At 36.9% G+C, this 21,389-nt stretch carries 20 protein-coding genes; 13 read left to right on the top strand and 7 right to left on the bottom strand.

Annotated features, from left to right (window positions below; genetic code table 11):
• Positions 1–30 precede the first annotated feature (30 nt).
• A complete protein-coding gene (locus tag G7057_RS11610; protein WP_166163921.1) occupies positions 31–2,415 on the top strand; it encodes an endonuclease MutS2 in 2,385 nt (794 codons plus the stop codon).
• Between the two features lie 75 nt (positions 2,416–2,490).
• A complete protein-coding gene (gene trxA / locus G7057_RS11605) occupies positions 2,491–2,802 on the top strand; it encodes a thioredoxin (RefSeq protein ID WP_076765833.1) in 312 nt (103 codons plus the stop codon).
• Between the two features lie 39 nt (positions 2,803–2,841).
• Here the strand turns inward: trxA and G7057_RS11600 are convergent, their stop codons facing one another.
• Complete coding sequence (locus G7057_RS11600; RefSeq protein ID WP_166163919.1) at positions 2,842–3,261, bottom strand: DUF2507 domain-containing protein; 420 nt, start codon at positions 3,259–3,261, stop codon at positions 2,842–2,844.
• Between the two features lie 398 nt (positions 3,262–3,659).
• Here G7057_RS11600 and racE point away from each other — a divergent pair, with 398 nt between their 5' ends.
• The 4 genes from racE to cbpB all read left to right on the top strand — a co-directional run bounded on the left by racE (position 3,660) and on the right by cbpB (position 6,194).
• The gene (gene racE / locus G7057_RS11595) at positions 3,660–4,469 is read left to right on the top strand and encodes a glutamate racemase (RefSeq protein WP_166163917.1); all 810 of its coding nucleotides are present in this window, start codon (positions 3,660–3,662) and stop codon (positions 4,467–4,469) included.
• A gap of 14 nt (positions 4,470–4,483) precedes the next feature.
• Positions 4,484–5,089 carry an XTP/dITP diphosphatase gene (locus tag G7057_RS11590; protein ID WP_166163915.1) on the top strand — a complete coding sequence of 202 codons (606 nt, stop codon included), beginning with the start codon at positions 4,484–4,486 and terminating at the stop codon, positions 5,087–5,089.
• Positions 5,090–5,100: 11 nt separating this feature from the next.
• Positions 5,101–5,622, top strand: coding sequence for a YfcE family phosphodiesterase (locus tag G7057_RS11585; RefSeq protein WP_166163913.1), 522 nt, complete (start codon positions 5,101–5,103; stop codon positions 5,620–5,622).
• An 89-nt stretch (positions 5,623–5,711) separates the two neighbouring features.
• A complete protein-coding gene (gene cbpB, locus G7057_RS11580; protein ID WP_166163911.1) occupies positions 5,712–6,194 on the top strand; it encodes a cyclic-di-AMP-binding protein CbpB in 483 nt (160 codons plus the stop codon).
• Between the two features lie 154 nt (positions 6,195–6,348).
• Here cbpB and G7057_RS11575 read toward each other — a convergent pair whose 3' ends face one another.
• On the bottom strand, positions 6,349–7,251 hold the full coding sequence (locus tag G7057_RS11575) for a mechanosensitive ion channel family protein (RefSeq protein ID WP_166163909.1): 903 nt from the start codon (positions 7,249–7,251) through the stop codon (positions 6,349–6,351).
• A gap of 197 nt (positions 7,252–7,448) precedes the next feature.
• Between G7057_RS11575 and G7057_RS11570 the strand changes: the two genes are divergently transcribed.
• Both G7057_RS11570 and G7057_RS11565 read left to right on the top strand, forming a co-directional pair.
• Positions 7,449–7,910: a DUF948 domain-containing protein gene (locus G7057_RS11570; RefSeq protein ID WP_166163907.1), complete on the top strand. Its 462-nt coding sequence runs from the start codon at positions 7,449–7,451 to the stop codon at positions 7,908–7,910.
• Positions 7,911–7,950: 40 nt separating this feature from the next.
• Positions 7,951–8,376 carry a YtxH domain-containing protein gene (locus G7057_RS11565; protein ID WP_166163905.1) on the top strand — a complete coding sequence of 142 codons (426 nt, stop codon included), beginning with the start codon at positions 7,951–7,953 and terminating at the stop codon, positions 8,374–8,376.
• A gap of 39 nt (positions 8,377–8,415) precedes the next feature.
• On the opposite strand, the gene G7057_RS11560 is transcribed toward G7057_RS11565, so the two are convergent.
• Entirely contained in the window at positions 8,416–9,540 is a 1,125-nt protein-coding gene (locus G7057_RS11560) for an aminopeptidase P family protein (protein WP_166163903.1), read from the bottom strand.
• A gap of 189 nt (positions 9,541–9,729) precedes the next feature.
• Here G7057_RS11560 and ccpA point away from each other — a divergent pair, with 189 nt between their 5' ends.
• Positions 9,730–10,740: a catabolite control protein A gene (gene ccpA / locus G7057_RS11555; protein ID WP_166163901.1), complete on the top strand. Its 1,011-nt coding sequence runs from the start codon at positions 9,730–9,732 to the stop codon at positions 10,738–10,740.
• Positions 10,741–10,796: 56 nt separating this feature from the next.
• Here ccpA and G7057_RS11550 read toward each other — a convergent pair whose 3' ends face one another.
• On the bottom strand, positions 10,797–13,424 hold the full coding sequence (locus tag G7057_RS11550; RefSeq protein ID WP_166163899.1) for a transglycosylase domain-containing protein: 2,628 nt from the start codon (positions 13,422–13,424) through the stop codon (positions 10,797–10,799).
• 130 nt (positions 13,425–13,554) lie between these two features.
• Positions 13,555–14,517, bottom strand: coding sequence for an oxygen-dependent tRNA uridine(34) hydroxylase TrhO (gene trhO, locus G7057_RS11545; RefSeq protein WP_166163897.1), 963 nt, complete (start codon positions 14,515–14,517; stop codon positions 13,555–13,557).
• A 155-nt stretch (positions 14,518–14,672) separates the two neighbouring features.
• Between trhO and G7057_RS11540 the strand changes: the two genes are divergently transcribed.
• The gene (locus G7057_RS11540) at positions 14,673–15,560 is read left to right on the top strand and encodes a diacylglycerol/lipid kinase family protein (protein WP_166163895.1); all 888 of its coding nucleotides are present in this window, start codon (positions 14,673–14,675) and stop codon (positions 15,558–15,560) included.
• Positions 15,561–15,589: 29 nt separating this feature from the next.
• Here the strand turns inward: G7057_RS11540 and G7057_RS11535 are convergent, their stop codons facing one another.
• The gene (locus tag G7057_RS11535; protein ID WP_166163893.1) at positions 15,590–17,398 is read right to left on the bottom strand and encodes a M3 family oligoendopeptidase; all 1,809 of its coding nucleotides are present in this window, start codon (positions 17,396–17,398) and stop codon (positions 15,590–15,592) included.
• A 166-nt stretch (positions 17,399–17,564) separates the two neighbouring features.
• Here G7057_RS11535 and G7057_RS11530 point away from each other — a divergent pair, with 166 nt between their 5' ends.
• On the top strand, positions 17,565–18,299 hold the full coding sequence (locus tag G7057_RS11530; RefSeq protein ID WP_166163891.1) for a YebC/PmpR family DNA-binding transcriptional regulator: 735 nt from the start codon (positions 17,565–17,567) through the stop codon (positions 18,297–18,299).
• A gap of 14 nt (positions 18,300–18,313) precedes the next feature.
• Here G7057_RS11530 and G7057_RS11525 read toward each other — a convergent pair whose 3' ends face one another.
• The gene (locus tag G7057_RS11525) at positions 18,314–19,222 is read right to left on the bottom strand and encodes a YitT family protein (protein WP_166163889.1); all 909 of its coding nucleotides are present in this window, start codon (positions 19,220–19,222) and stop codon (positions 18,314–18,316) included.
• 107 nt (positions 19,223–19,329) lie between these two features.
• Here G7057_RS11525 and comGA point away from each other — a divergent pair, with 107 nt between their 5' ends.
• Together comGA and comGB are read left to right on the top strand one after the other, a co-directional pair.
• Positions 19,330–20,379 carry a competence type IV pilus ATPase ComGA gene (gene comGA, locus G7057_RS11520; RefSeq protein ID WP_227004604.1) on the top strand — a complete coding sequence of 350 codons (1,050 nt, stop codon included), beginning with the start codon at positions 19,330–19,332 and terminating at the stop codon, positions 20,377–20,379.
• Positions 20,357–21,388 (top strand): competence type IV pilus assembly protein ComGB, encoded by a 1,032-nt coding sequence (gene comGB / locus G7057_RS11515; RefSeq protein ID WP_166163885.1) that lies wholly within the window; start codon positions 20,357–20,359, stop codon positions 21,386–21,388. The genes comGA and comGB overlap by 23 nt, the downstream gene beginning before the upstream one ends.
• Position 21,389 lies beyond the last annotated feature (1 nt).

Raw genomic sequence — 21,389 nt, 5'->3', positions numbered from 1 at the left:
TTTTGAATTAAAGTAAAAGAGGTGAACAAATTGAATGCAAAGACTTTAAAAAAACTAGAGTTTGAAAAGGTAGTCGGTCAAGTTGCCCAGTTAGCGGCGACAGAGCTTGGCAAGCAACAGTTACTCCAACTAGAGGTAAAGAAAACCTATGAAGAAGTCAATATCTTGCAGGAAGAGACGGATGACGGTCGTAAGTTATTACGATTAAAAGGTGGTATTCCTATGCCGCGTTTGGCTGATATCACTATGCCTCTCAAACGCCTTCAAATCGGTGGTTCTTTGAATGGAAAAGAACTTTCGCAAATTGGACGTGTCCTTTCAACAACTAAAGAGATGTTACAATTTTTTGCAGACTTGTCTGAAAAGGAGATTGAACTCTATCAGCTCTATCAGATTGTTGATGGTTTAATTGATTTGCCTGACATTCGTAAAACGATTAAGCTATCCATTTCAGATGATGGTGAGATTTTAAGTGATGCAAGTCCGGAATTGAAACGTATTCGTCAGTCAATTAAAAGTAATGAAGGTCATGTTCGTGAAAAACTAGATGATATGATTAGGGGCAAAAAATCGCAATACTTGAGTGACACTATTATTACGATTCGTAATGATCGTTATGTGATTCCAGTAAAACAGGAATACCGTCATCATTTTGGTGGTGTGGTTCATGACCAGAGTTCCACAGGTCAAACACTCTTTATTGAGCCTCAAGCAGTACTTGACCTAAACAACAAATTACGATCGTTAAAAGCTGAAGAACGTCAAGAAGAAGAACGTATCCTGTATGAATTATCGGCGGAACTTGCGCCATATACGAATGAGCTAGCGGCTAATAGTCAAGTCTTGACTAGATTGGATGTCATTAACGCAAAAGCAAGATATGCTGACAGTATTAAAGCAAGCCGTCCGCGTTTAAGTAGTCAAAATCATGTAGCGATTTGGGGTGCACGCCATCCGTTAATTGATCAAGAGCACGTGGTTGCCAATGATTTGATTATTGGTGAAGAATACCAAGCGTTAATTATTACAGGACCCAATACGGGTGGTAAAACGATTGCTTTAAAAACATTAGGCTTAATTCAGTTAATGGGACAGGCAGGTTTACAAATTCCAGCTGCTGAGAATAGTCAAATTGGTATTTTTACGGGCATTTTCGCTGATATTGGTGATGAGCAGTCGATTGAACAAAGCTTAAGTACGTTCTCTTCTCATATGTCTAACATTGTAACGATTATTGATCAAATTGATGAAAAGAGTTTAGTATTATTTGATGAGTTAGGATCAGGTACAGACCCTCAAGAGGGGGCGTCACTTGCGATTTCAATTCTCGACTATGTTGGGTCAAAAGGAAGCATGGTGATGGCAACGACTCACTATCCAGAACTGAAAGTCTACGCTTATAATCGTCCAGCTACGATTAACGCTAGTATGGAGTTCAATTCTGAAACGCTAGCGCCGACTTATCGTCTGATGATTGGAATTCCAGGGCGAAGTAATGCTTTTGATATTTCCCGCCGACTAGGTTTAGCCGATCAAATTATTCAACAAGCAACAGGTTTTATTCAAGAGGATAGCCAAGAATTGAATGAAATGATTGCCGATTTAGAACAGAAACGTCGTAAAACTGAGGCTGAGTCTTATCAATTAAAGCAACAGCTAGCTGAGTCAGATGCCCTTTTAAGCGACTTAAAAGCTGCTAATGAGAAGTTAGAAAATGACAAAGAAACCATTATTGCAAAGGCTAAACAAGAAGCTAACCAGATTGTTGAAACATCTAAAGAAGAAGCTGAATTTTTAATGCAGGAAATTCGTGAAATGCAGATGAACTTAGGGAAGTCTACTACTGTTAAAGAGCACGAATTAATTGATTTAAAGAAACAGTTTGATGATTTGAAACAAGAAGAAGATTTCTTAGCTAAGAATAAAGTCTTACAAAAAGCTAAAGACAAAAAGCAATTGAAGGCCGGCGATGAAGTCATTACCGAAACGTATGGCCAGCGAGGTAGTTTAATCGAAAAAACACCTAAAGGCGAATGGGTTGTTCAAATTGGTATTATGAAATTAAAATTACCTGAATCAGATTTACGAAAAATTGAAGAAGAACCAAGTAAACAAGCTAGAAAAGTCAAACGTCAAATTGCAAATGTTCGTTCAGCGAGTGATAGTCATGTGTCAACCCAACTCGATTTAAGAGGGTTCCGTTATGAAGATGCTCTGATGGCTCTAGATAGCTACTTGGATTCTGCTCTACTAGCTGGTTATCCACAAGTGACTATTGTTCACGGTAAGGGGACAGGTGCGATTCGCCAAGGTGTCATTGATGCTTTAAAACGCCATCCGCAAGTCAAATCATTTGAGTTTGCGCCACATAATGCAGGTGGAAATGGTGCAACCGTTGCGGTTTTTAAAGGCTAAGCAGATACCTAGCTAACAAAAAGTAACTTTGCTATAATGTGATTATGAATAGAGATAAAGGGAGGAAATATAAAAATGGTTAAAGCATTAACAGATTCAAACTTTGAAACAGAAACAAAAGATGGGGTAGTCTTAGTTGACTTTTGGGCAACATGGTGTGGTCCTTGCCGTATGCAATCACCAATCATTGACGAATTAGATGAGGAAATGGGCGACAAAGTATCATTTGCAAAAATGGACGTAGACGCTAACCCAGCAACACCTCAAGAGTTTGGCGTAATGGGAATTCCAACACTACTTGTTAAAAAAGATGGCGAAGTAGTAGAGAAACTAGTTGGTTTCACACCAAAAGAACGCCTTGAAGAAGTATTAGAACAATATATCTAATTAAAAAAAGTAGCGACACAACACATGTCGCTACTTTTTTTATTCATAATTAACAATTAATTGAACCGTATCGGTAATGGCTTGTTCGGGATGCTTGACTTGTACTTCGCACGGCTTTCCTTTTGTTAATTCAATTTGTTCAGCAAGAAATCCTGCTTCTAAATGAAAGGATGCATCAGGTTTAAGTAAACGAGTCTCTATAATAGAGCCTGTTAAATAGTAAATATCGCGGTGTCGTTCCTCTTTATGAAGGCTAAGTGTGCCAAATCCACAATATCGGAAAGACTCTTGCAAATCTTTGACATGAATTAATGGAAATTGCCGTGCCAGTTGTTTACCGCTCCAATACAAGATATCATCAGTTTCCTGACCTAAAATATTATTGAGTAAAAAGTCTCGAATCATAATAACGGGAAAGTGCTCGCTATTAATGAGTTCTTCGCGATCATTAGTTGACATTTGATAACCTCTCTTTAAAACAGTTAATAGTGTATGATTAGCATTTTCCTTAAAAATCAGGCATAATAAAAACATAGGATGAATGATTTTTTAGAAAGGGTGCTAATCAAATGAGAAATTTAAGAAAATGGATTGGCTTAATTTTTCTAATCTTGCCAGTCTATAAATACATTCAAAACTGGAGAGAAGAAGAACGTGCTAGCCAGTTAAATGGTAGAAAATAAAGATAGCTGATTACAGAAGGGCTGGAACAATGTTCCAGCCCTTACTATTATTGAATAAACTGACTCAGAATCTTAATGAAAATCTATCAAAGTCATTGTATCATATCTAAGCGAATCTGTTTATTATTTGTTATAATATTTCTAGTAATCAAATGTAGGTAAGGGAAAGATATCATGAGAAAAAAAGCAATCGGATTTTTAGATTCTGGTGTAGGTGGATTAACCGTTGTTAAGCAAGCAATGAGACAACTACCTAATGAATCTTTTTACTATATCGGTGATAATGCGCGTTGCCCGTACGGTCCTAGGCCAGCTGAAGAAGTGGTTGAATTTACGTGGGAACTGACACAATTTTTAATGAAGCAAGATATCAAATTACTTGTTATCGCATGTAATACTGCTACAGCTGTGGCTTTGGATGATATTCGAAAACGGGTAGATATTCCAGTTATCGGGGTTATTTTACCAGGTAGCCGAGCAGCACTGAAGTATTCTAACAATCATCGTATTGGTGTGATCGGAACACAAGGAACAATTGATAGTGGTGTCTATGAAAAGACCCTACTTGATAAGGACGCGTCACTCTATATCAATAGTATTAGCTGTCCAAAATTTGTTCCCCTAGTTGAAAGTAATCAATATCATTCCTCTATCGCTAAGAAAGTCGTTTTTGAAAGCTTACAGCCCTTAGCCAAGTTAAATATTGATACCCTTATTCTAGGCTGCACACATTATCCGTTATTGAAACCCATTATTCAAAATGTCATGGGTGATCATGTCCATTTAGTCGATTCAGGAGCTGAAACCGTTTCTGAAGTGAGTACAATTTTAGACTACCACCAAATCGCTGCCTTAAGTGGTGATGAAAAAATGGAAAATCGCTTTTTCACGACAGGCTCAACAAAGCTATTCTCTGACATTGCGAGTCAATGGTTGGGAATAGAGGGATTAACAGTTGAAAAGGCAGAGGTAGAAAACCGTTAAAGGGGATTATTAAAATGAGTGAACAAAAGACTATTATTATTGCGACTAAGAATGAAGGAAAAGCAAAAGAATTCAAACAAATGCTTGAACCAAAAGGCTATTATATTAAGACCTTATTGGATTATCCTGAAATCGAGGATGTTAAAGAAACTGGCTACACGTTTGAAGATAATGCGCGGTTAAAAGCCGAAACGATTAGTGAGCTTCTTCAAACAGCTGTTTTGGCTGATGATTCGGGCTTATGTATCGATGCTTTAGATGGTGCGCCAGGTGTTTTCTCAGCGCGTTTTTCTGGAGAAGAGAAGAATGATGCACGCAATAACGCTAAGGTATTAGCGATGCTAGGTGAAATGACGGACGTGGATCGTTCAGCTCATTTCCATTGCACCTTAGTATTAAGTAAACCAGGAAAAGAGTCACTTGTAGTAGAAGGTAAATTTCAAGGAGAAATTGCCCAATTTCCTCAAGGAGACTCAGGCTTTGGCTATGATCCGATCTTTTTCTTACCTGAATTAGGGAAGTCAGTTGCAGAATTGTCAGAAGATGAAAAAAACACCATTAGCCATCGTGCTCTTGCGTTAAAAGAATTAGACAAACAGATCTCAGAATGGTTTGAGTAAGGAGCGATAGCATGCGTTTATTGATTGTCAGCGATAGTCATGGAGATAGTCATATTCTAAATCAGTTAGTCAATCGTTATCAAGATAAGGTAGATAAGTTTGTCCATTGTGGTGATTCAGAACTTAGTGATCGTGATTTAGTATGGGGCGTTATGGATACAGTCGCAGGGAATTGTGACTATTATGGCGATTTTAACTTGAGTCATGTGGAGCGAAGTCTTGAGTATCCCTATGGCATTGTTCATGGACACTATCATGATGTGAAGTGGAGCTTAGATAAACTAAAAGCATTCGCTGAAGCAGAAGCTTTGCGCTTTGTTTTTTACGGCCACTCCCATATCCTTGCGGCAGACTACGAAGCGGGTGTCTTTTTTATTAACCCGGGCAGTATTAAAAGCCCAAGAGGATCGGTTTATGAGAAGACCTATTGTTTATTAGATGCTACAGAAGAAGCTGTAGAACTAAAAGTTTACAATGATAAGCATAAAGAGATTCCTTCTTTAGGTAAAAAATGGACACAAACAGAACTTTAAAAAATGATTAAATAGAGTGTTTGGGTGATTATGAATAACAGATAAAAGTGTATAATAAAAGAAGCGTATACACGAGGAGGATTTTGGAAATGATTAGCAAGGAAGTCCAATCTGTTTTACTTTTCGATAACGGGAAACCTTTTATCGTTTCAAGCGAAAACGTTGCTAACCTAAATTGTAATAACAATCTCTACCATGCATTATTAGTATTATCGCAAGTAAAATATAGTTCTATTCCTGTTTTAGATAATGAATCGAGAATCAAAGGTATAATTTCAATGCCAATGATTATTAATGCGATTATGGCTGTTGATTCGATTCGATTTGAAGAAATGGAAAAATTGACTGTTGAAGAGGTTATGGATAAAAATGTACCGATTATACCAACGTCATTTGAGCTAGAAGAAGTTTTAAATAAATTAATTGATCATAACTTTTTATGTGTTGTAGATGATGAAGGTTACTTTAACGGTATTGTGACTCGTAAAGAGATTCTAGGACGTGTTAATCATTTAGTCCATGAATTACATCATGAATATGATTTAAAAGAGAAATTGATACTAAAACAATAAGTAGTTTAAACAAAAACGATTGAGAGAGCTCAATCGTTTTTATTATTCCAAGCTAATGTAAGACACAGCTTATTTTTATAGCGTGTATGGTTCAATCGAGAAAAAAAAGAACGCCCACAAAATATGTAACTATCTTATGGGCGTTTGTCCTGTCTTATTTAGCGTTTAAAATGCCATGTTTCGGCAGTTCGATATTTGCTTCTTTTAGAGCTGCCAAATATTCTGCTAAAAAGGTATCACGAATGCGAAATTGTTGACCATTTAAAGTATAAAAAACAGCACTATAAGTCACCAAACCATTCCCTAGGTTTGTAGGGCCAACATAATTTGGTCCTCTAACGATTTCAGGATATTCGGTTACCAACTGATTATTCTTTTCTTCAATGATCGATTTAATTTTTTCAAAATCACTATCCGGGTAAAGTGTGAGCTCAATCAATGCACGCATATCATTGCGCGAGTTATTTGAAATAGCATCAATAGTGTGATTAGGTAAAAAGTGGTGAGTGCCATCAAACCCTTTTAACTGCGTTGAACGCAGGCCAATGGACACAACCGAACCAGAAAACTCACCGATGGTTACAGAATCTCCCACATCAAATTGATTTTCCAGTAAGATAAAAAACCCATTAACAATATCACTAATAAAGGACTGAGCTCCTAAACCAATGGCAATCCCCGCAATTCCTGCACCAGCTAATAAAGTTGAAACGGGAATACCCATAATAGATAAAAGGGTATAGATGAGGAAAAATGATAGGGCGTAAGAGACGGCATTATCAACCATTTTGTAAATGGTATTTCGTCTATTTATGGAGAAGGTTTGTCGTTTGCTTCTAGTAGAAAATGCTCGCTTTAAAAAGAATTTGATAATCCGTCTGATCACCATAAATAAGATTAAAATGAAGAGAATGTGAATAGATTTTGTCATCACTTGTGCGATGATATCGGTCCAATCAATACTGTTCCACCACCTCACAATATAGTTGGATGACTCTGTGACGTTTTGAATCGTTTCATCCACTGCATTATTTGTTACTGTATTCAATACAACCATCAAATCCCACCTTTAAATAAAAATCTACTCAAAGACTAACACGTTTAAAGAGTGAGGTCAAAGTTTAAAAAAAGTGGTTTCAATAGCATAATGAAAACCCTTATGGTATTATTTTATTAAGCAGAACATAAACATGATGCTGTTTTCTAGAAGCAAGCTAGTGCTTATGAATAAACGAAAAGGAGTGAGTGGTTCTTATGAGTTGGGGAAATATTGCTGCTCTTATCGCAGCTGTAGCGTTTGCAGTATTAGTTTTTTTCCTAGTATTAGCAATTAGAAAAGCTACTAAAATTTTAGATGATGTATCTAAAATTGCTGAAGAAGCAAATAATAGTATAACGGTTATTACCAAAGATGTGGACCATTTAGCAATTGAAGTAGAAGGATTGTTAAACAAAACAAACACCTTAATGGATGACCTAAATGGGAAAATCAGTAAAACAGACCCATTATTTACAGCCATCGGTGATATTGGCGTAACAGTATCAGACGTGAACCAATCTACCCGAAATTTAGCAAGTTCCATCACGAGCAATAAAAGCAGTAAGACAAGTAAAAAAGCCTCTACTATGAATAATTTAGGTAGAACAGCTGCAGCCATGAATCGTCGAAGAAAAGAACAAAAGGCTGCAAAAGAAACAGATATTTCGATTTACTAAAAAAACAAAATAATTAATTTTATTGAAGGAGAGATGTATGATGAGTAAAAAAGACGGCGGTTTTGTATTAGGAGCAATTATTGGTGGAGCTGCAGCAGCTATTACAGCTTTGTTATTTGCACCTAAATCAGGTAAAGAATTAAGACAAGATATTTCTGATGAGTTTAATGACTTTATGGACACAGTTTATGACTACACAGACATTGCTGTTGAAAAAGGCAGCGAATTAGTTGAAGTAGCCAAAGAAACTGGTGAAGATATTAAAGTTAGCTTGAAAGATACAAGCGAAAACTTAAAATCCCAATTCAGTGAAACATCATCTAAAGTATCTGAAGACTTTAAAAAAGCAAAAGAAGAAGTCTCTCAGTCTGTAGCAGATATTAAAGAGAAATCAAAAGATGGTAAAGAAGTTGCAGAAGTGATTGCTGAAGAAGGCAAAGCTGAAGCAGAAAACGTTACAAAATAATATAAAATGCTGGTAGTCACTAAGACTACCAGCATTTTTTTATTGCTCAGATAGGATAAATGTTTTGTAAGCAGCAATATCAGTTGGGAAAGACGTAAAAGAATGGAATCCTGACTCATCTAAATAGCCGCAATCTTCAACACGCACGCCAATATCGTTAGGGATATAGATACCTGGTTCAATTGAGAAGCACATGTTTTTTTCAAGCTTCATTGTATTACCTTTCATAAGAGAAGGAAACTCATGAACACTTTGACCAAGTCCGTGACCTAGACGGTGGTTGAAGTATTGACCATAGCCTTCTGAATCAATCACGTCTCTCGCGATAGCGTCTAATTCTTCTGCTGTTAGCGATAGGCTTGCTTGTTTCATTGCTTGATCGTGTGCCTCAAGAACAAGGTGATAAATATGAGATTGGTGGTCAGTTGGTTTGTCGCCAAAGAATAAGGTGCGTGTTACATCGCTTGCATAACCCTTATACATCACGCCTAAATCAAAAAGAACAAATTCATTTTCTTTTAGTTGACGACTACCAGGTTCGCCATGAGGGCTAGCTGCATTGTCTCCAAATAAAACCATCGTATCGAAACTCATTTCGCTAATACCACGTTTTTTCAGTTCGTACTCAATTTGGGCAACAACTTCTGTTTCAGTAACGCCCACTTTAAGCGTTCGAGCACCAATCTTAATCGCTTCATCTGCCCAATAGCCAGCTTTTTCCATCAGAACAAGTTCATCCGCTGTTTTTTGCAAACGTAACTCTTCTAAAAAGGGTGAAAAGTCATAATCAAACTGACTGTTTGAGAAGGCTCTTTCTAGCGCCTCTTTTCGAGCAACGGTTAGATAATCTTTTTCAATGGCCCAATTTTGAATAGGTAAGTCAAGACTATCAAGTTTATCTTTCAAGACTAACCAGGGATTTTCAGTATCTTGATAGCTGAATACATCAAAGCCTGTCGTTAGTCGTTTAGCAACTTCAAATTCCAAACCTGGTGTAAAGAGAAGGGGTGGAGCGTCAGCAAATAAAATTGCTGCTAGAATCCGTTCGTGAGGTTCACTCTTGTAACCAGTTAAAAAATTTATTACAATAGGGTTATTGAAAAAGGCGATATCAATATTATCATCTTTCATTGTTTTACAAATACGTATTGTTTTTTCGTTCATGGTTAGTCCTCCTAAGGTTTAAATCATTATAACACGAAATTAATTGAATGAAAGAACATGTGAAATTTTCATGAAAACATTGTTGAAACGCTTGCATTTTTTTGAAAATAATGATAAATTCTTCTTGAGAATATAATTCAAACATTTTCAATTTGTAAATCATTCACTATGCTGAAAAGGGGAAAAAATATGGAAAAGCAAACAATCACAATTTATGACGTTGCTCGTGAAGCTAATGTTTCAATGGCAACAGTCTCTCGTGTTGTCAACGGTAACCCAAATGTTAAACCAACAACACGAAAAAAAGTATTAGAAGTAATCGATCGCTTAGACTATCGTCCAAATGCTGTAGCGCGAGGATTAGCAAGTAAGAAAACAACAACAGTTGGGGTTATTATTCCAGATGTTACAAACTTGTTTTTCGCTTCATTAGCAAGAGGAATCGACGATATTGCGACTATGTATAAATATAATATCATTTTAGCAAACTCTGATCAAAATGAAAGCAAAGAAATCCAAGTTTTGAATACCTTACTTGCAAAACAAGTAGACGGTATCATTTACATGGGTAATAAAATTACTGATGAATTACGTGCTGAGTTTTCACGTTCAAAAACACCAGTTGTACTAGCAGGAACAGTTGATCCTGATCAACAAGTTGGCAGTGTTAATATTGACTATATCGCAGCAACAGAAGCGATTATTACAAAACTGATTAATGGCGGCAACAAAAAGATTGCTTTCGTTTCAACACCATTGGCTAATCCAATTAACGGTCAATACCGTCTGAAAGGGTACAAAAATGCCTTGCTATCAGCAGGAATCGGTTACGATGAGTCACTTGTACACGAAAGTGAATTAACTGTTGCAGCGGGTGAAGAATTAGCACCACGTTTACTTGAACAAGGCGTAACAGCTGCTTATGTGAGTGACGATGAATTAGCTATTGGTTTATTGAATGGTGTTGTCAATGCTGGTGTAAATGTACCAGAAGACTTTGAAATCTTTACAAGTAATAACTCAAAAGTAACTGAGATGGCTCGTCCACAATTAAGCTCAATTATGCTACCACTTTATGATATCGGTGCTGTAGCGATGCGTCTCTTGACGAAAATCATGAATAAAGAAGAGATTGACGAAAAAACAATTACTCTTCCTTACAAGATTGCTTACCGTGGTACAACTGCTAAAGAAGACTAAATTAAAAAATCCCGTTAGGCATCTGCCTAGCGGGATTTTCAATGAGAAAGGGGAAGTTAGTCGTTATTATTAGCGGCTTCTTCCTTCTTTTTCTTTTCTTCTTCTTCTTTTTTCTTAGCTTCTTCTTTCTTCTGTTCTTCAGCTTTTTTCTTTTCTTCTTCGGCTTTCTTTTTATCCTCTGCCTCTTTTTTCTTAGCTTCCTGTTCTTTTTTCTTCTTCTCTTCGGCTTCTTTAACAGCCTTAACTTTTTTATCCCAATAAAGTTGTTTCAAGTCCTTATCGGAGGCACCTGGAGAGAAGTTATAAGTAATTGCTTTAGGAAGGTTGTCAGCTTTGAATAATTCAGTCTTCTTAGTGCCATCAACGGAGACAGTCGTTGTTGTTCCTGGTATAGTCACTTTTCCGGCTAGTGTTCCTGTCTCAGCAACGACTTCTTTTTCTACAATCCCTTCAGGACGTGTAAAGGTTTGGTCAGTTCCGATAGTTTCAGGACTAGCTGCATAGATTTTATTTGCAATCAGTGACCAGTACCGCATGTTATTTGCAGAAGGGGCACCAGTTGAATAAGGATCGTAAAAGACATGATCTTCAATGGCATTATTATAACCAATCCAAGAACTTAAGGTCACTTTTGGTGTACTTGCAATAATCCAATAGTCGCGGTTATGTTCAGATGTACCTGTTTTAGCTGCTAAGTCAGCAGAGAAATTCAAGTAATTTTTAATTTGGCTAGAGAAGCCTAAATCAATAACATCTCTTAAAATATCAATGGTTAGATAAGCTGTTTCTTCTGAGAAAACATCGCGCTGTTCTTTCTCGTGTTGGTAAATAATATTACCATCGGCATCTTCAATCTTTTCAATGAGGTAATAGCCAATATAATCACCTTGATTAGCGAAAGTGGCAAAGCCTGTTGTTTGTTCGGCAACAGAAGTTCGACCAGCGCCTAAAGAAAAGGCTGCATTTGCTTTGTAGTCATCAATCATAGTGTAGTTCATCATATCCATATACTTGTAAGGTTCCAAGCCGAACTCTAGCATGTTGAGATACAATTTACCAGTTGGGTTATTCATCGATTGATACAAGGCTTCACGGGCTGTCACCATCTTATTTGAGATAACTTCACCAATGTTAGAAACATTCCATGGCGCTCCTGAATAAGGGGTTGCCTGATCACCAATTGCAGAGTCAGCTAGTCTAGTAGCTGGCGTAATCACATTCATTTCCAACGCCGGAGCATACACAGCTAACGGTTTGATGGTTGAACCTGGATCTCGATAAGTATCAAAGGCATGATCATTTTGATCAATAGAGAAATCTCGACCACCGATGAAACCAAGAATACGGCCTGTTTCATTTTCTAATAAAATAGAACCAGATTGTGCTAATTCAATAACTTCTTCCGTTTCGCCAGTTTCTTCATTCGTATAAGTATCTACGAAGGTAGGACCCAGATTTTCGCCATATTCAGCGACTGCTTCTTGCATAGCTTGATAAACAGCTTTATCAATTGTTGAAGTGACTTTATAACCTGATGTATTTAAAATGGCTTGATTACGGAAGTAATAGTCGTTATAAAGGTCGACATCAGCGTCAACTTCTTCAAAAGTTAAACCATTCTTCTCTGCTTCTATCGCCATTAAAATTTCAATGGCTTGTTTTTCAACTTGTTGATAGAGATAGTTATGACTGTTTTGTCCAGAGTTTTTAGCTGGAATGAAGTCTTGGGTAATATCATATTGGATGGCTTCATTGTATTGGTCTTGACTAATTTTTTGCTCTTCAAACATACGATTTAAAACGGTCTTCATACGATTCACACCGTCAGAAAGGTCTTCTTTCAGTTCGCCATAAACAGTGTAGGGCGTGTAAGTATAAGGGTTTTGCGGTAAGCCGACTAAGAAGGCAGCTTGTGGCAAGGATACTTCGTTAGCGTGGACACCAAAAATACCTATCGCTGCTTCTTCAATACCAGCAACATTACCACCGTTACTGTTACGGCCAAATGGTGACACATTCAGATAAGCGGTAATAATCTGATCTTTGTCGAAATAATTTTCCAAACGCATCGCAAGAAGTATTTCATTCACTTTACGAGAAAAGGTCACTTCGTGTGTTAAAATTTGTTGTTTGACCAATTGCTGTGTAATGGTTGACCCACCAGTCGCGGATCCCAAACCAGTTACTTCAGTTATTAGGGCGCGAACAACAGCTTTCGGTACAACGCCATTATGTTCATAAAAGTACTCATCTTCTGTTGAAACTAAGCCGTCGATGACAAAAGGGGAAATTGCATCCTTTGTAATGATGGTTCTTAATAAATCTGTTCGTACTTCTGAAATGAGTTGTCCGTCATTATAGTGTAGACTAGAAATCAATTCTAGATTTCCAATTGCTTGTGCCATCTCATTTTCCGATGGTGGTTCTTCATTAGAAACTAGAGCAGCAAAATAGCCCATTCCTGTACCAAGTGCTAGAAAACCAAGCAAACTGATAAATAGAATAACCGAAATCAGTGTTGATTTAATAACGCCATAGGCTACATTAAATGTAAATAATCCTTTTGAAAGCAAGTCTTGATTTTCTTTAGTCAATTTTCCTCGTCTAGATGGTTCTTGCTTGCTTTGCTTATTTTTGTGCTTGGAATAGAATGCTTTAAATGGATTTTTATTTGATTGATTCATTTGATCCCTCTTTCTTATTCATCCCATAATCTTTGACATTATAACAAAAATATAATGATATAGCTATTGTCGTGTCTATATAGAAACAAAAAAGAAACCAGTATGTAATATACGGTTTCTTTCATTTTTCTTATTGTGCAACGTCTTGGCTAATTGCAGCTAAGCGTTCTGCCACAGCTTCTTTAGAAAGCTTGTGTTCTGCCACATAACGATTGTTTTCTACAATACGGCAGTCATGGCAGCAACTTCTCATATAAGTATATTCATTTTCTTCTGAACATAGCATTTGGCGGTTACAAGATGGGTTAGCACAGTTAACATAACGCTCGCAAGGTGTGCCATCGAACCAATCTTTCCCTACAATAACATGTTCTTTTCTGTTAATGTCTACTGCAATACGTTCATCAAAGACATACATCTTACCATCCCATAGCTCGCCTTGAACTTCTGGGTCTTTTCCATAAGTAGCAATACCACCATGTAATTGGCCAACATCTTTAAATCCTTCTTTAACTAACCAACCAGAGAATTTCTCACAGCGAATACCACCAGTACAGTAGGTAACAACACGTTTATCCATGAATTGTTCTTTGTTTTCTTGAATCCATTCTGGTAGTTCGCGGAACGAACGAATGTCTGGGCGGATGGCACCGCGGAAATGACCTAAGTCAAATTCATAATCATTACGGGCATCAATGACAACGGTATTGTCATCTAATAGTGCTTCTTTAAATTCTTGAGCGGATAAATATTGGCCAGTTGTTTCATTAGGATCTAAGTCATCTTCGCCCAATTGCAAGCTAACGATTTCTGGACGATAGCGGACAAACATTTTCTTGAAGGCATGGCCATCAGCCTCATCAATCTTCCACATAATATCGCTAAAACGCGGGTCGTTTTTCATATGAGCCATGTAAGCGTCTGTCTGCTCAATTGTTCCAGATAAGGTACCGTTAATACCTTCTCCTGAAACTAAGATACGTCCTTTAATTCCTAAGCTTTTACAAAAGTCTAAGTGTTGTTTGGTAAATAGTTCTGGTTCTTCAATCGTTACATATTTATAGAATAGTAACACACGATAAGATTCAGTCATATTAAAATTCCTCCGTTCATTATTCCTATCCAACGTCCAATTATACAATGAAAGACTAAAAATGGCTATACTTTGATTTAGTTAGTTGATTTATTTGGTCAGACCAAATAAAGATTATATAATAGCAGAATAATAGAACAAAAGGAGGTTAAATGATGACAAATTGTTTGCTAATCATTAATCCTTCATCAGGAAAAGGCAATGGTCGAGCACTAGAAAAAAGAATAGTAGACACATTGAGCCATTCTTTTAATGAGATTAGCGTTGTCTATACCAATAGAAGGGGTGACGGCGAGCGTTTAGTTCTAGAAGCATCTACGAATTTAGATGTCGTTTTTTGTGTTGGTGGTGATGGCACAGTCAAGGAAGTTGTTAATGGTATTATGAAAACGAATCAAGTCATCAAGCTAGGGATTTTGCCAAATGGGACAGTCAATGATGCGGCAAGGTCATTAGGTATACCAGTAAAAACGGAGGAAGCTTTGCTAGCCCTTAGAGACTTAGAGCTAACAAGCATGGATATCGGACAAGTTAATCATAACTACTTTATTTCATTGATTGCTATAGGTGGTATCCCAGAAGCCATTCATAATGTTAGTGTAGAAGCGAAATCTAAATATGGCATACTGGCTTATTTTTTCAATGGGGCTTTCTATGCGAGCCGGCAAAAGCCATTCCATCTAAGGTTAAAAACAGCGATGGAAGAAGACTCAGTAGAGACATCTTTATTTGTGTTATCTCTTCATCCAACAGTGGCATCTATGCCAAAATTTTTCCAGAGAGCACGCTATAATGATGGCCTCTTACATACGCTACTTTTTCCAAGTTTTCAATTTTTCGGTGCGGCTTTTTATGTGTGGCGCATTCTAAGAGGACGGATTAACCAAACCAAACGATTAACGTATGGAAGCTATCAACAGCTCATCATAGATTGTAATAACGCTAATTTAACAATCAATATAGATGGTGATAAAGAGGGGGCATTTCCACTTGATGTCACGATACTTCCGAGCGCTATCTCTGTTTACATACCAAAAAAATGAGGATTCTGACCAGCAGAATCCTCATTTTTTTAGATTTTATCTTCTGTTAATGCTAAGAAGGTATGAACATCTTTTTCCATAATAGCAAGACCTTGCTCCCAGAATGCTAGAGAACGAATGTCTTTTCCTAGATGCTTCATCACTAAGTCTTCTGTTTTCATAACAGCTGTATCTTTTAATAGCGCCATATATTTTTCTTCAAAGCCAGCTGGATTTTTTTGATACTCAGCGAAAATACTTAGGCTGAATAGGAATCCAAATGTATAAGGGAAGTTATAGAATGGCACATTATCGATAAAGAAATGTAATTTTGAAGCCCAGAAGTGTGGATGGTACTCACTTAATTGGTTTTGGAAGGCTTCTTTTTGTGCGTCTACCATTAATTCAGATAAACGTTCAGCTGATACTAAGCCTTTTTGTCGTTCTGTATAGAAGGCTTGTTCAAACAAGAAACGAGCGTGAATATTTAAGAACATTGCTGTTGCATTTTCTAACTTTGTATTCAATAAAGAAATTTTTTCTTCGTCAGATTCAGCAGCATCCACTGTTGCGCTTGATACAATCGTTTCAGCGAATGTTGATGCTGTTTCAGCCACATTCATAGCGTAACGCGTATTCATTGTGGGTAAATCCCACATGGTATAAGAATGGAAAGCATGACCAATCTCATGGGCTAGTGTACTCATATCGCTGGCAGATCCAGTAAAGGTCATAAAAATACGAGACTCTTTAGATTCAGGAATACTTGTACAATAACCACCAGGACGTTTGCCAGCGCGGTCTTCTGCCTCTACCCAGCCATTTCCAACTAAGTCTTGAGCAAATTGCGCAAGTGTAGGTCCGAACTTAGCGAAATTTTCGACAATAAAGTCAACAGCTTCATCATAAGTAAACGTTCTAGCATTAAAATCGCCAACTGAGACGGGTGCATCAACGTCATACCACGCTAGTTTTTCTTTGCCCATTAGAGCGGCTTTACGATTTAAAAAGTCTAAGTAAGGTTGCTTATGGTTAGTAATAGCTTGCCACATAGCATCCAGCGTTTCTTTTTCAATACGGTTATAGCGAAGTGGCTCTTCCATAAAGTCAGTTGAACCATGAAGTTTGTAATCTTCTAAACGAAAACCTTGCAAATGGTTTAATGTTTCAGCAAAGAGTGGCGCATAACTTGCCCAAGCTTCTTCCCATTTCACAAACAACTGTTGGCGTACTGCTGGATCTGAATCGGAGTACATTCGGTTCATTGCTTGACCAGCTGACAACTCTTGAATGCGTCCATCTGCTGCTTCAAATGGTATTTTGATATAAGAAACTAAGGTGTCATAATGATTACTCCAAGCATGGAAGCCATCTTGACTTAGTTTAGACAGCATACTTTCTTCCGCTTCGCTTAATAAGCGGTTTCCTTTTTCTCTTGTTTCAGTTAGAGCAAAGGCTAAATTTTCAAATGCTTCAAGTTTAATAAGCGCTCCAAAATCTTCGTCAGAAATAGCCGCTAGTTTTTTTATAACAGATGTTTGAACAATTGCGTATTGACTAGATAGTTGCGCAATTTGATTGCGGACAATCGGTGCATGTGTGTTAGTAACATCAGCTGATTGAACAGCATTGATAAAACTAGCCGTTTGAGAAATCGCTTTAGTAATGATTTCTGATTGGGCGATTAGGGTTTGGAATGTTTGATAGTGTGGCTTATCTGATGCTGGTTCCCAACTCTCATTTAAGTTGAAATAAGCTTTCACATCTTCCTCAATCACAACGAGTTTATCTTGAAGCTCTTTAGAATGGCTTCCACCTGGGAATATAGAGTCTAAGTCCCATGTTAACGGGTATTTCATAAAATTCTCCTTCCAAAATACAAAAATTAATAATCTTTATTAACTTTAGAATAAAGAAAGGAAAAATGCAAAACAAATTGATTAAAAGTTTTTAAGAAGGATTTGCACAACAGCCCTATAATTGCTAAAATAAAGAGGTTAATTAAACAAAGAGAAGAGGGATTGGATGGCTGGACATTCAAAATGGAGTAAAATTAAGAATTCTAAAGGTGCAGCAGATCAACAACGTGGAAAAGTTTTTCAAAAATTTTCCAAAGAGATTTATGTTGCTGCAAAAAGTGGTGGACCGGATCCCTCGTCTAACCCAGCATTACGCTTGAAAATCGAAAAAGCAAAAGCAGCTAACATGCCTAACGATAATATTAATCGCGCGATTAAAAAAGCATCAAGTTCTGGTGAAGGCGAAAACTATGAAGAAATCAATTATGAAGGATATGGACCAAATGGTGTTGGTGTTCTGGTATTAGCTTTAACAGATAACCGCAACAGAAGCGCAACAAACATTCGTGTGGCTTTTAATAAAAACGGTGGTTCTTTAGGTGAAACAGGCTCTGTTTCTTATATGTTTGACCGTAAAGGCTATATCGCTATTGAACGTGAAGGTTTGGATATTGATGAAGATACGATGATGATGAGTGTGCTTGAAGCCGGTGGGGAAGAGTTAGAAACATCTGATGATGTTTTTGAAATCTATACTGATCCAGCCGATTTGAATGATGTACGCGATGCTCTTGAAGCAGAAGGCTACAAGATTGCGCAAGCAGAATCAACAATGGTACCACAAACATTAATGGATATTGATCCAGATAAAGAAACTCAATTTAGAATGATGATTGAAAAACTTGAAGATGACGATGATGTTCAAGAAGTCTTTCATAACGCAAACTTATCAGAAGACTAAAAAAGAAGCAGCTCCTAGGAGTTGCTTCTTTCTTTGTTTTCAGCAGTTTCAATCATTTCATTCATCTTATGCTGATATTCTTCATCAGAAATGATGTAAGAGAAGCCTTCTCCAACAACATTTTGAACCTCTGAAATGACTACAAAGGCTTTATCATCAATAGAAGAAATCAACTTATTTAACGGCATAATTTGCTGGCGGTTAATAACAACCATGATCACTTTTTTATTGTCTTTACGATAATAACCTGATGCTTCAAATAAAGTCATTCCTCGACCAATAACACGGTCAATCTCCCTTGCAATCTCCTCGTAGTGGTCTGAAATAATAAAGACTGATTTTTTCGGATTAAATCCTTCTAAAATAAAGTTTAGTACCTTAGTTTGGATGTAGAGATGAACGACGGTTAAGACGACATTTTCTAAGCCAATAATAAAAATAGACGGGCCAACGATTAAAACATCAATAACGACTAAAGCCGTTGCAGTACTCCAGCCTAAATACTTATTAAGAATTAAGGCAATAATATCTGTCCCAGCAGTAGAGCCACCAGCTTGCATAATGATACCGAGTGATAATCCAATCAAAGCACCCGAACAAATCGGTGCCAGAATGGGATTTGTCATCACAAATGCCCAGCCATAGGTTAATTCTAAAAAGACAGAAACCATAACCGTTGAAAAAATAGTCAATCCCATTGTTTTTTTATCTAAATAACGATAACCAATTGCTAATATAAATGCATTTAAAACCATGGTTGTAATAGAAACTGGTATGTCTGATAAATAATAAATCATTAATCCAATCCCAGTTACGCCACCTTCACCTAAATGATTAGGGATAGAGAAAGTATTAATGGCAATTGAAAAAATAAATGCGCCAATGGTACATAGAAAAATAGATGTACTTGTTTTTAAATTCATAACGGTCCTCCTAAAAACACTCGCTAGCTAGTATTATAACAAATTTCAAACTAAAAAAACGGAAATTGATTCTTTTGCGGATTATATATATGAAAGGAGCGAAGATGATGGAAGCAAAAATAACCGAAATGCTAGGGCTTGCAGTAAAGGCTGGAGTAAGTGATATTCATATTTTACCGAATAAGAACAGCTACGATATCTATTTCCGTGTGCCATCTGGTTTGAAGAAAATGATGATGTTGTCAGTCGTAAGTGGTGAAAAGTACCTCTCTTACTTTAAATTTCTATCGAATATGGATATTGGTGAAAAACGAAAGCCTCAGTCTGGAGCCTGTCATATTGTAATTAATCAGGAAGAAATTGAACTACGCTTATCAACAATATCGAACTATCGTTATCAAGAATCAATGGTTTTGCGACTTTTATATGACCACAATGATCGTAAACGAAATCAGATGCATGTGTTCTTTCCTAAAGATTATCAAACATTAGAAAAGATGTTAAAGGTTAAGAGCGGCTTAATCTTGTTTTCAGGACCCGTTAGTTCGGGAAAGACGACAACCATTTATCACTTTTTAAGAAAACTTTATGATGAAGAACCGTTGCAAATTATCACGATGGAAGAACCGGTGGAGATTAAAGAACCGCGTTTTTTGCAATCAGAGATTAATGAAAAGGCGGGTTTGGTTTATGACGTTCTCATTAAGCAATCACTACGACACCATCCAGATATCTTAGTTATTGGTGAAATTCGCGATGAAAATACTGCCCGAATGGCTGTTAGAAGCGCGCTAACGGGACATTTGGTCATTGCGACTATTCATGCTAAGGAGTGTATCGGTGTGATTACACGTATGTTAGATTTAAACGTTTCTCATGAACAATTAAAGCAATCACTGATTGGTATTGTTTCTCAACGTATGCTCAATAAATACTGCTACTTATGTGAAGGGGCGTGTTCAATCTACTGTTCTCATTTTTCTGTTTATGAGAAAAAGGCTATTTTATTTGAATTATTAAATGATCAACCGTTAAAAAATATTCTTTACGAAGAAGGGAGGGGAGCGCAGTTTGTCAGAATGAATCACAAATTGCGGAAAGCTTATGCCTGTGGTTACATCAGCAGTAAAGACTATGAGAGCAACCAAATCTTCTGAAAAGTGGACTCTAAATCAACAGTGCTTATTTTTAAATCGGCTATCAGAGTTGCTAGCGGAAGGATTCTCTATCAGTGAAGCTATTTCTTTCTTAAAAATTATGATGGTGAAGCAAGAATCTCAACTTGACCAAGTTGTTAAACGAATGGCATCGGGTGAGTCTTTTCCTTCAAGTCTGTCCAGTCTAGGATATTCAGCAGACATTATCACACAGCTCCACTTTTCTATTCGGAACGGTCAATTAATCGAGACTCTATCATTTTGTGCAAGCCAAATGAAAAGAAAACAAAGCCAAAGCCAACAAGCAAAAAAAGTGATAGCTTATCCTAGTTTTCTCATTTTATTAGCGACACTTATGATGATTGCCATACGGCATTATTTACTGCCAACATTGGAAAGTTCAGTTACAAATGATAACAAATGGGGAATAATAATGATTATCTTTTTAGAAAAACTCCCTTATATGATGTGCAGTCTCGTATTTATTGTTTTGCTAGTCGCGAGTATGCTTAATCGCTATTTAAATAAGAAATCAGCTTATGACCATGTCTGTTTTTTAATTAGGATGCCTATATTTGGAAAATGGTACTCAGATTATTATACCTTTTATTTTTCTCGTGAGTTAGGCTATGCCTTACTCAACGGTCAGTCGATATATCAATTTCTAGAGATGGTTTCCTCCGAGTCAACTAATCAGTTGCTTCGTGAGTTGGCGGATTTGATTTCGACGGATTTATTAGCGGGTGATGATTTACCAACTATCATGGCGAAGTTTCCTATTTTTAGAAAAGAGCTAACTTGGATTACTTACCATGGTCAACTAACCAGTCAGTTGGGGAAGAAATTAAAACTATTTTCGCAGGAGTGCTACCAACAATTAATGACTGATATCGAACGAAAGATAAATTATTTACAGCCTGTTTTATTTCTATTCATTGGATTAATTATTGTTTTGATTTACGGCATTCTTATGTATCCCATGTTGTCAATGATGAAAGGAATGTATTAAG

The sequence above is a fragment of the Jeotgalibaca arthritidis genome, from assembly GCF_011100465.1.
Lineage (GTDB): Bacteria > Bacillota > Bacilli > Lactobacillales > Aerococcaceae > Jeotgalibaca > Jeotgalibaca arthritidis.
The sequence above is the reverse complement of the archived record's forward strand: the minus strand, read 5'-3'. Positions and strand labels throughout refer to the sequence as shown.

Bases quoted from the DNA above. Each gene is read 5' to 3' on its own strand.
- trxA (WP_076765833.1), top strand. From the start codon at position 2,491: ATGGTTAAAGCATTAACAGATTCAAACTTTGAAACAGAAACAAAAGAT.
- G7057_RS11600 (WP_166163919.1), bottom strand. From the start codon at position 3,261: ATGTCAACTAATGATCGCGAAGAACTCATTAATAGCGAGCACTTTCCC.
- racE (WP_166163917.1), top strand. From the start codon at position 3,660: ATGAGAAAAAAAGCAATCGGATTTTTAGATTCTGGTGTAGGTGGATTA.
- G7057_RS11590 (WP_166163915.1), top strand. From the start codon at position 4,484: ATGAGTGAACAAAAGACTATTATTATTGCGACTAAGAATGAAGGAAAA.
- G7057_RS11585 (WP_166163913.1), top strand. From the start codon at position 5,101: ATGCGTTTATTGATTGTCAGCGATAGTCATGGAGATAGTCATATTCTA.
- cbpB (WP_166163911.1), top strand. From the start codon at position 5,712: ATGATTAGCAAGGAAGTCCAATCTGTTTTACTTTTCGATAACGGGAAA.
- G7057_RS11575 (WP_166163909.1), bottom strand. From the start codon at position 7,251: ATGGTTGTATTGAATACAGTAACAAATAATGCAGTGGATGAAACGATT.
- G7057_RS11570 (WP_166163907.1), top strand. From the start codon at position 7,449: ATGAGTTGGGGAAATATTGCTGCTCTTATCGCAGCTGTAGCGTTTGCA.
- G7057_RS11565 (WP_166163905.1), top strand. From the start codon at position 7,951: ATGAGTAAAAAAGACGGCGGTTTTGTATTAGGAGCAATTATTGGTGGA.
- G7057_RS11560 (WP_166163903.1), bottom strand. From the start codon at position 9,540: ATGAACGAAAAAACAATACGTATTTGTAAAACAATGAAAGATGATAAT.
- ccpA (WP_166163901.1), top strand. From the start codon at position 9,730: ATGGAAAAGCAAACAATCACAATTTATGACGTTGCTCGTGAAGCTAAT.
- G7057_RS11550 (WP_166163899.1), bottom strand. From the start codon at position 13,424: ATGAATCAATCAAATAAAAATCCATTTAAAGCATTCTATTCCAAGCAC.
- trhO (WP_166163897.1), bottom strand. From the start codon at position 14,517: ATGACTGAATCTTATCGTGTGTTACTATTCTATAAATATGTAACGATT.
- G7057_RS11540 (WP_166163895.1), top strand. From the start codon at position 14,673: ATGACAAATTGTTTGCTAATCATTAATCCTTCATCAGGAAAAGGCAAT.
- G7057_RS11535 (WP_166163893.1), bottom strand. From the start codon at position 17,398: ATGAAATACCCGTTAACATGGGACTTAGACTCTATATTCCCAGGTGGA.
- G7057_RS11530 (WP_166163891.1), top strand. From the start codon at position 17,565: ATGGCTGGACATTCAAAATGGAGTAAAATTAAGAATTCTAAAGGTGCA.
- G7057_RS11525 (WP_166163889.1), bottom strand. From the start codon at position 19,222: ATGAATTTAAAAACAAGTACATCTATTTTTCTATGTACCATTGGCGCA.
- comGA (WP_227004604.1), top strand. From the start codon at position 19,330: ATGGAAGCAAAAATAACCGAAATGCTAGGGCTTGCAGTAAAGGCTGGA.
- comGB (WP_166163885.1), top strand. From the start codon at position 20,357: ATGAGAGCAACCAAATCTTCTGAAAAGTGGACTCTAAATCAACAGTGC.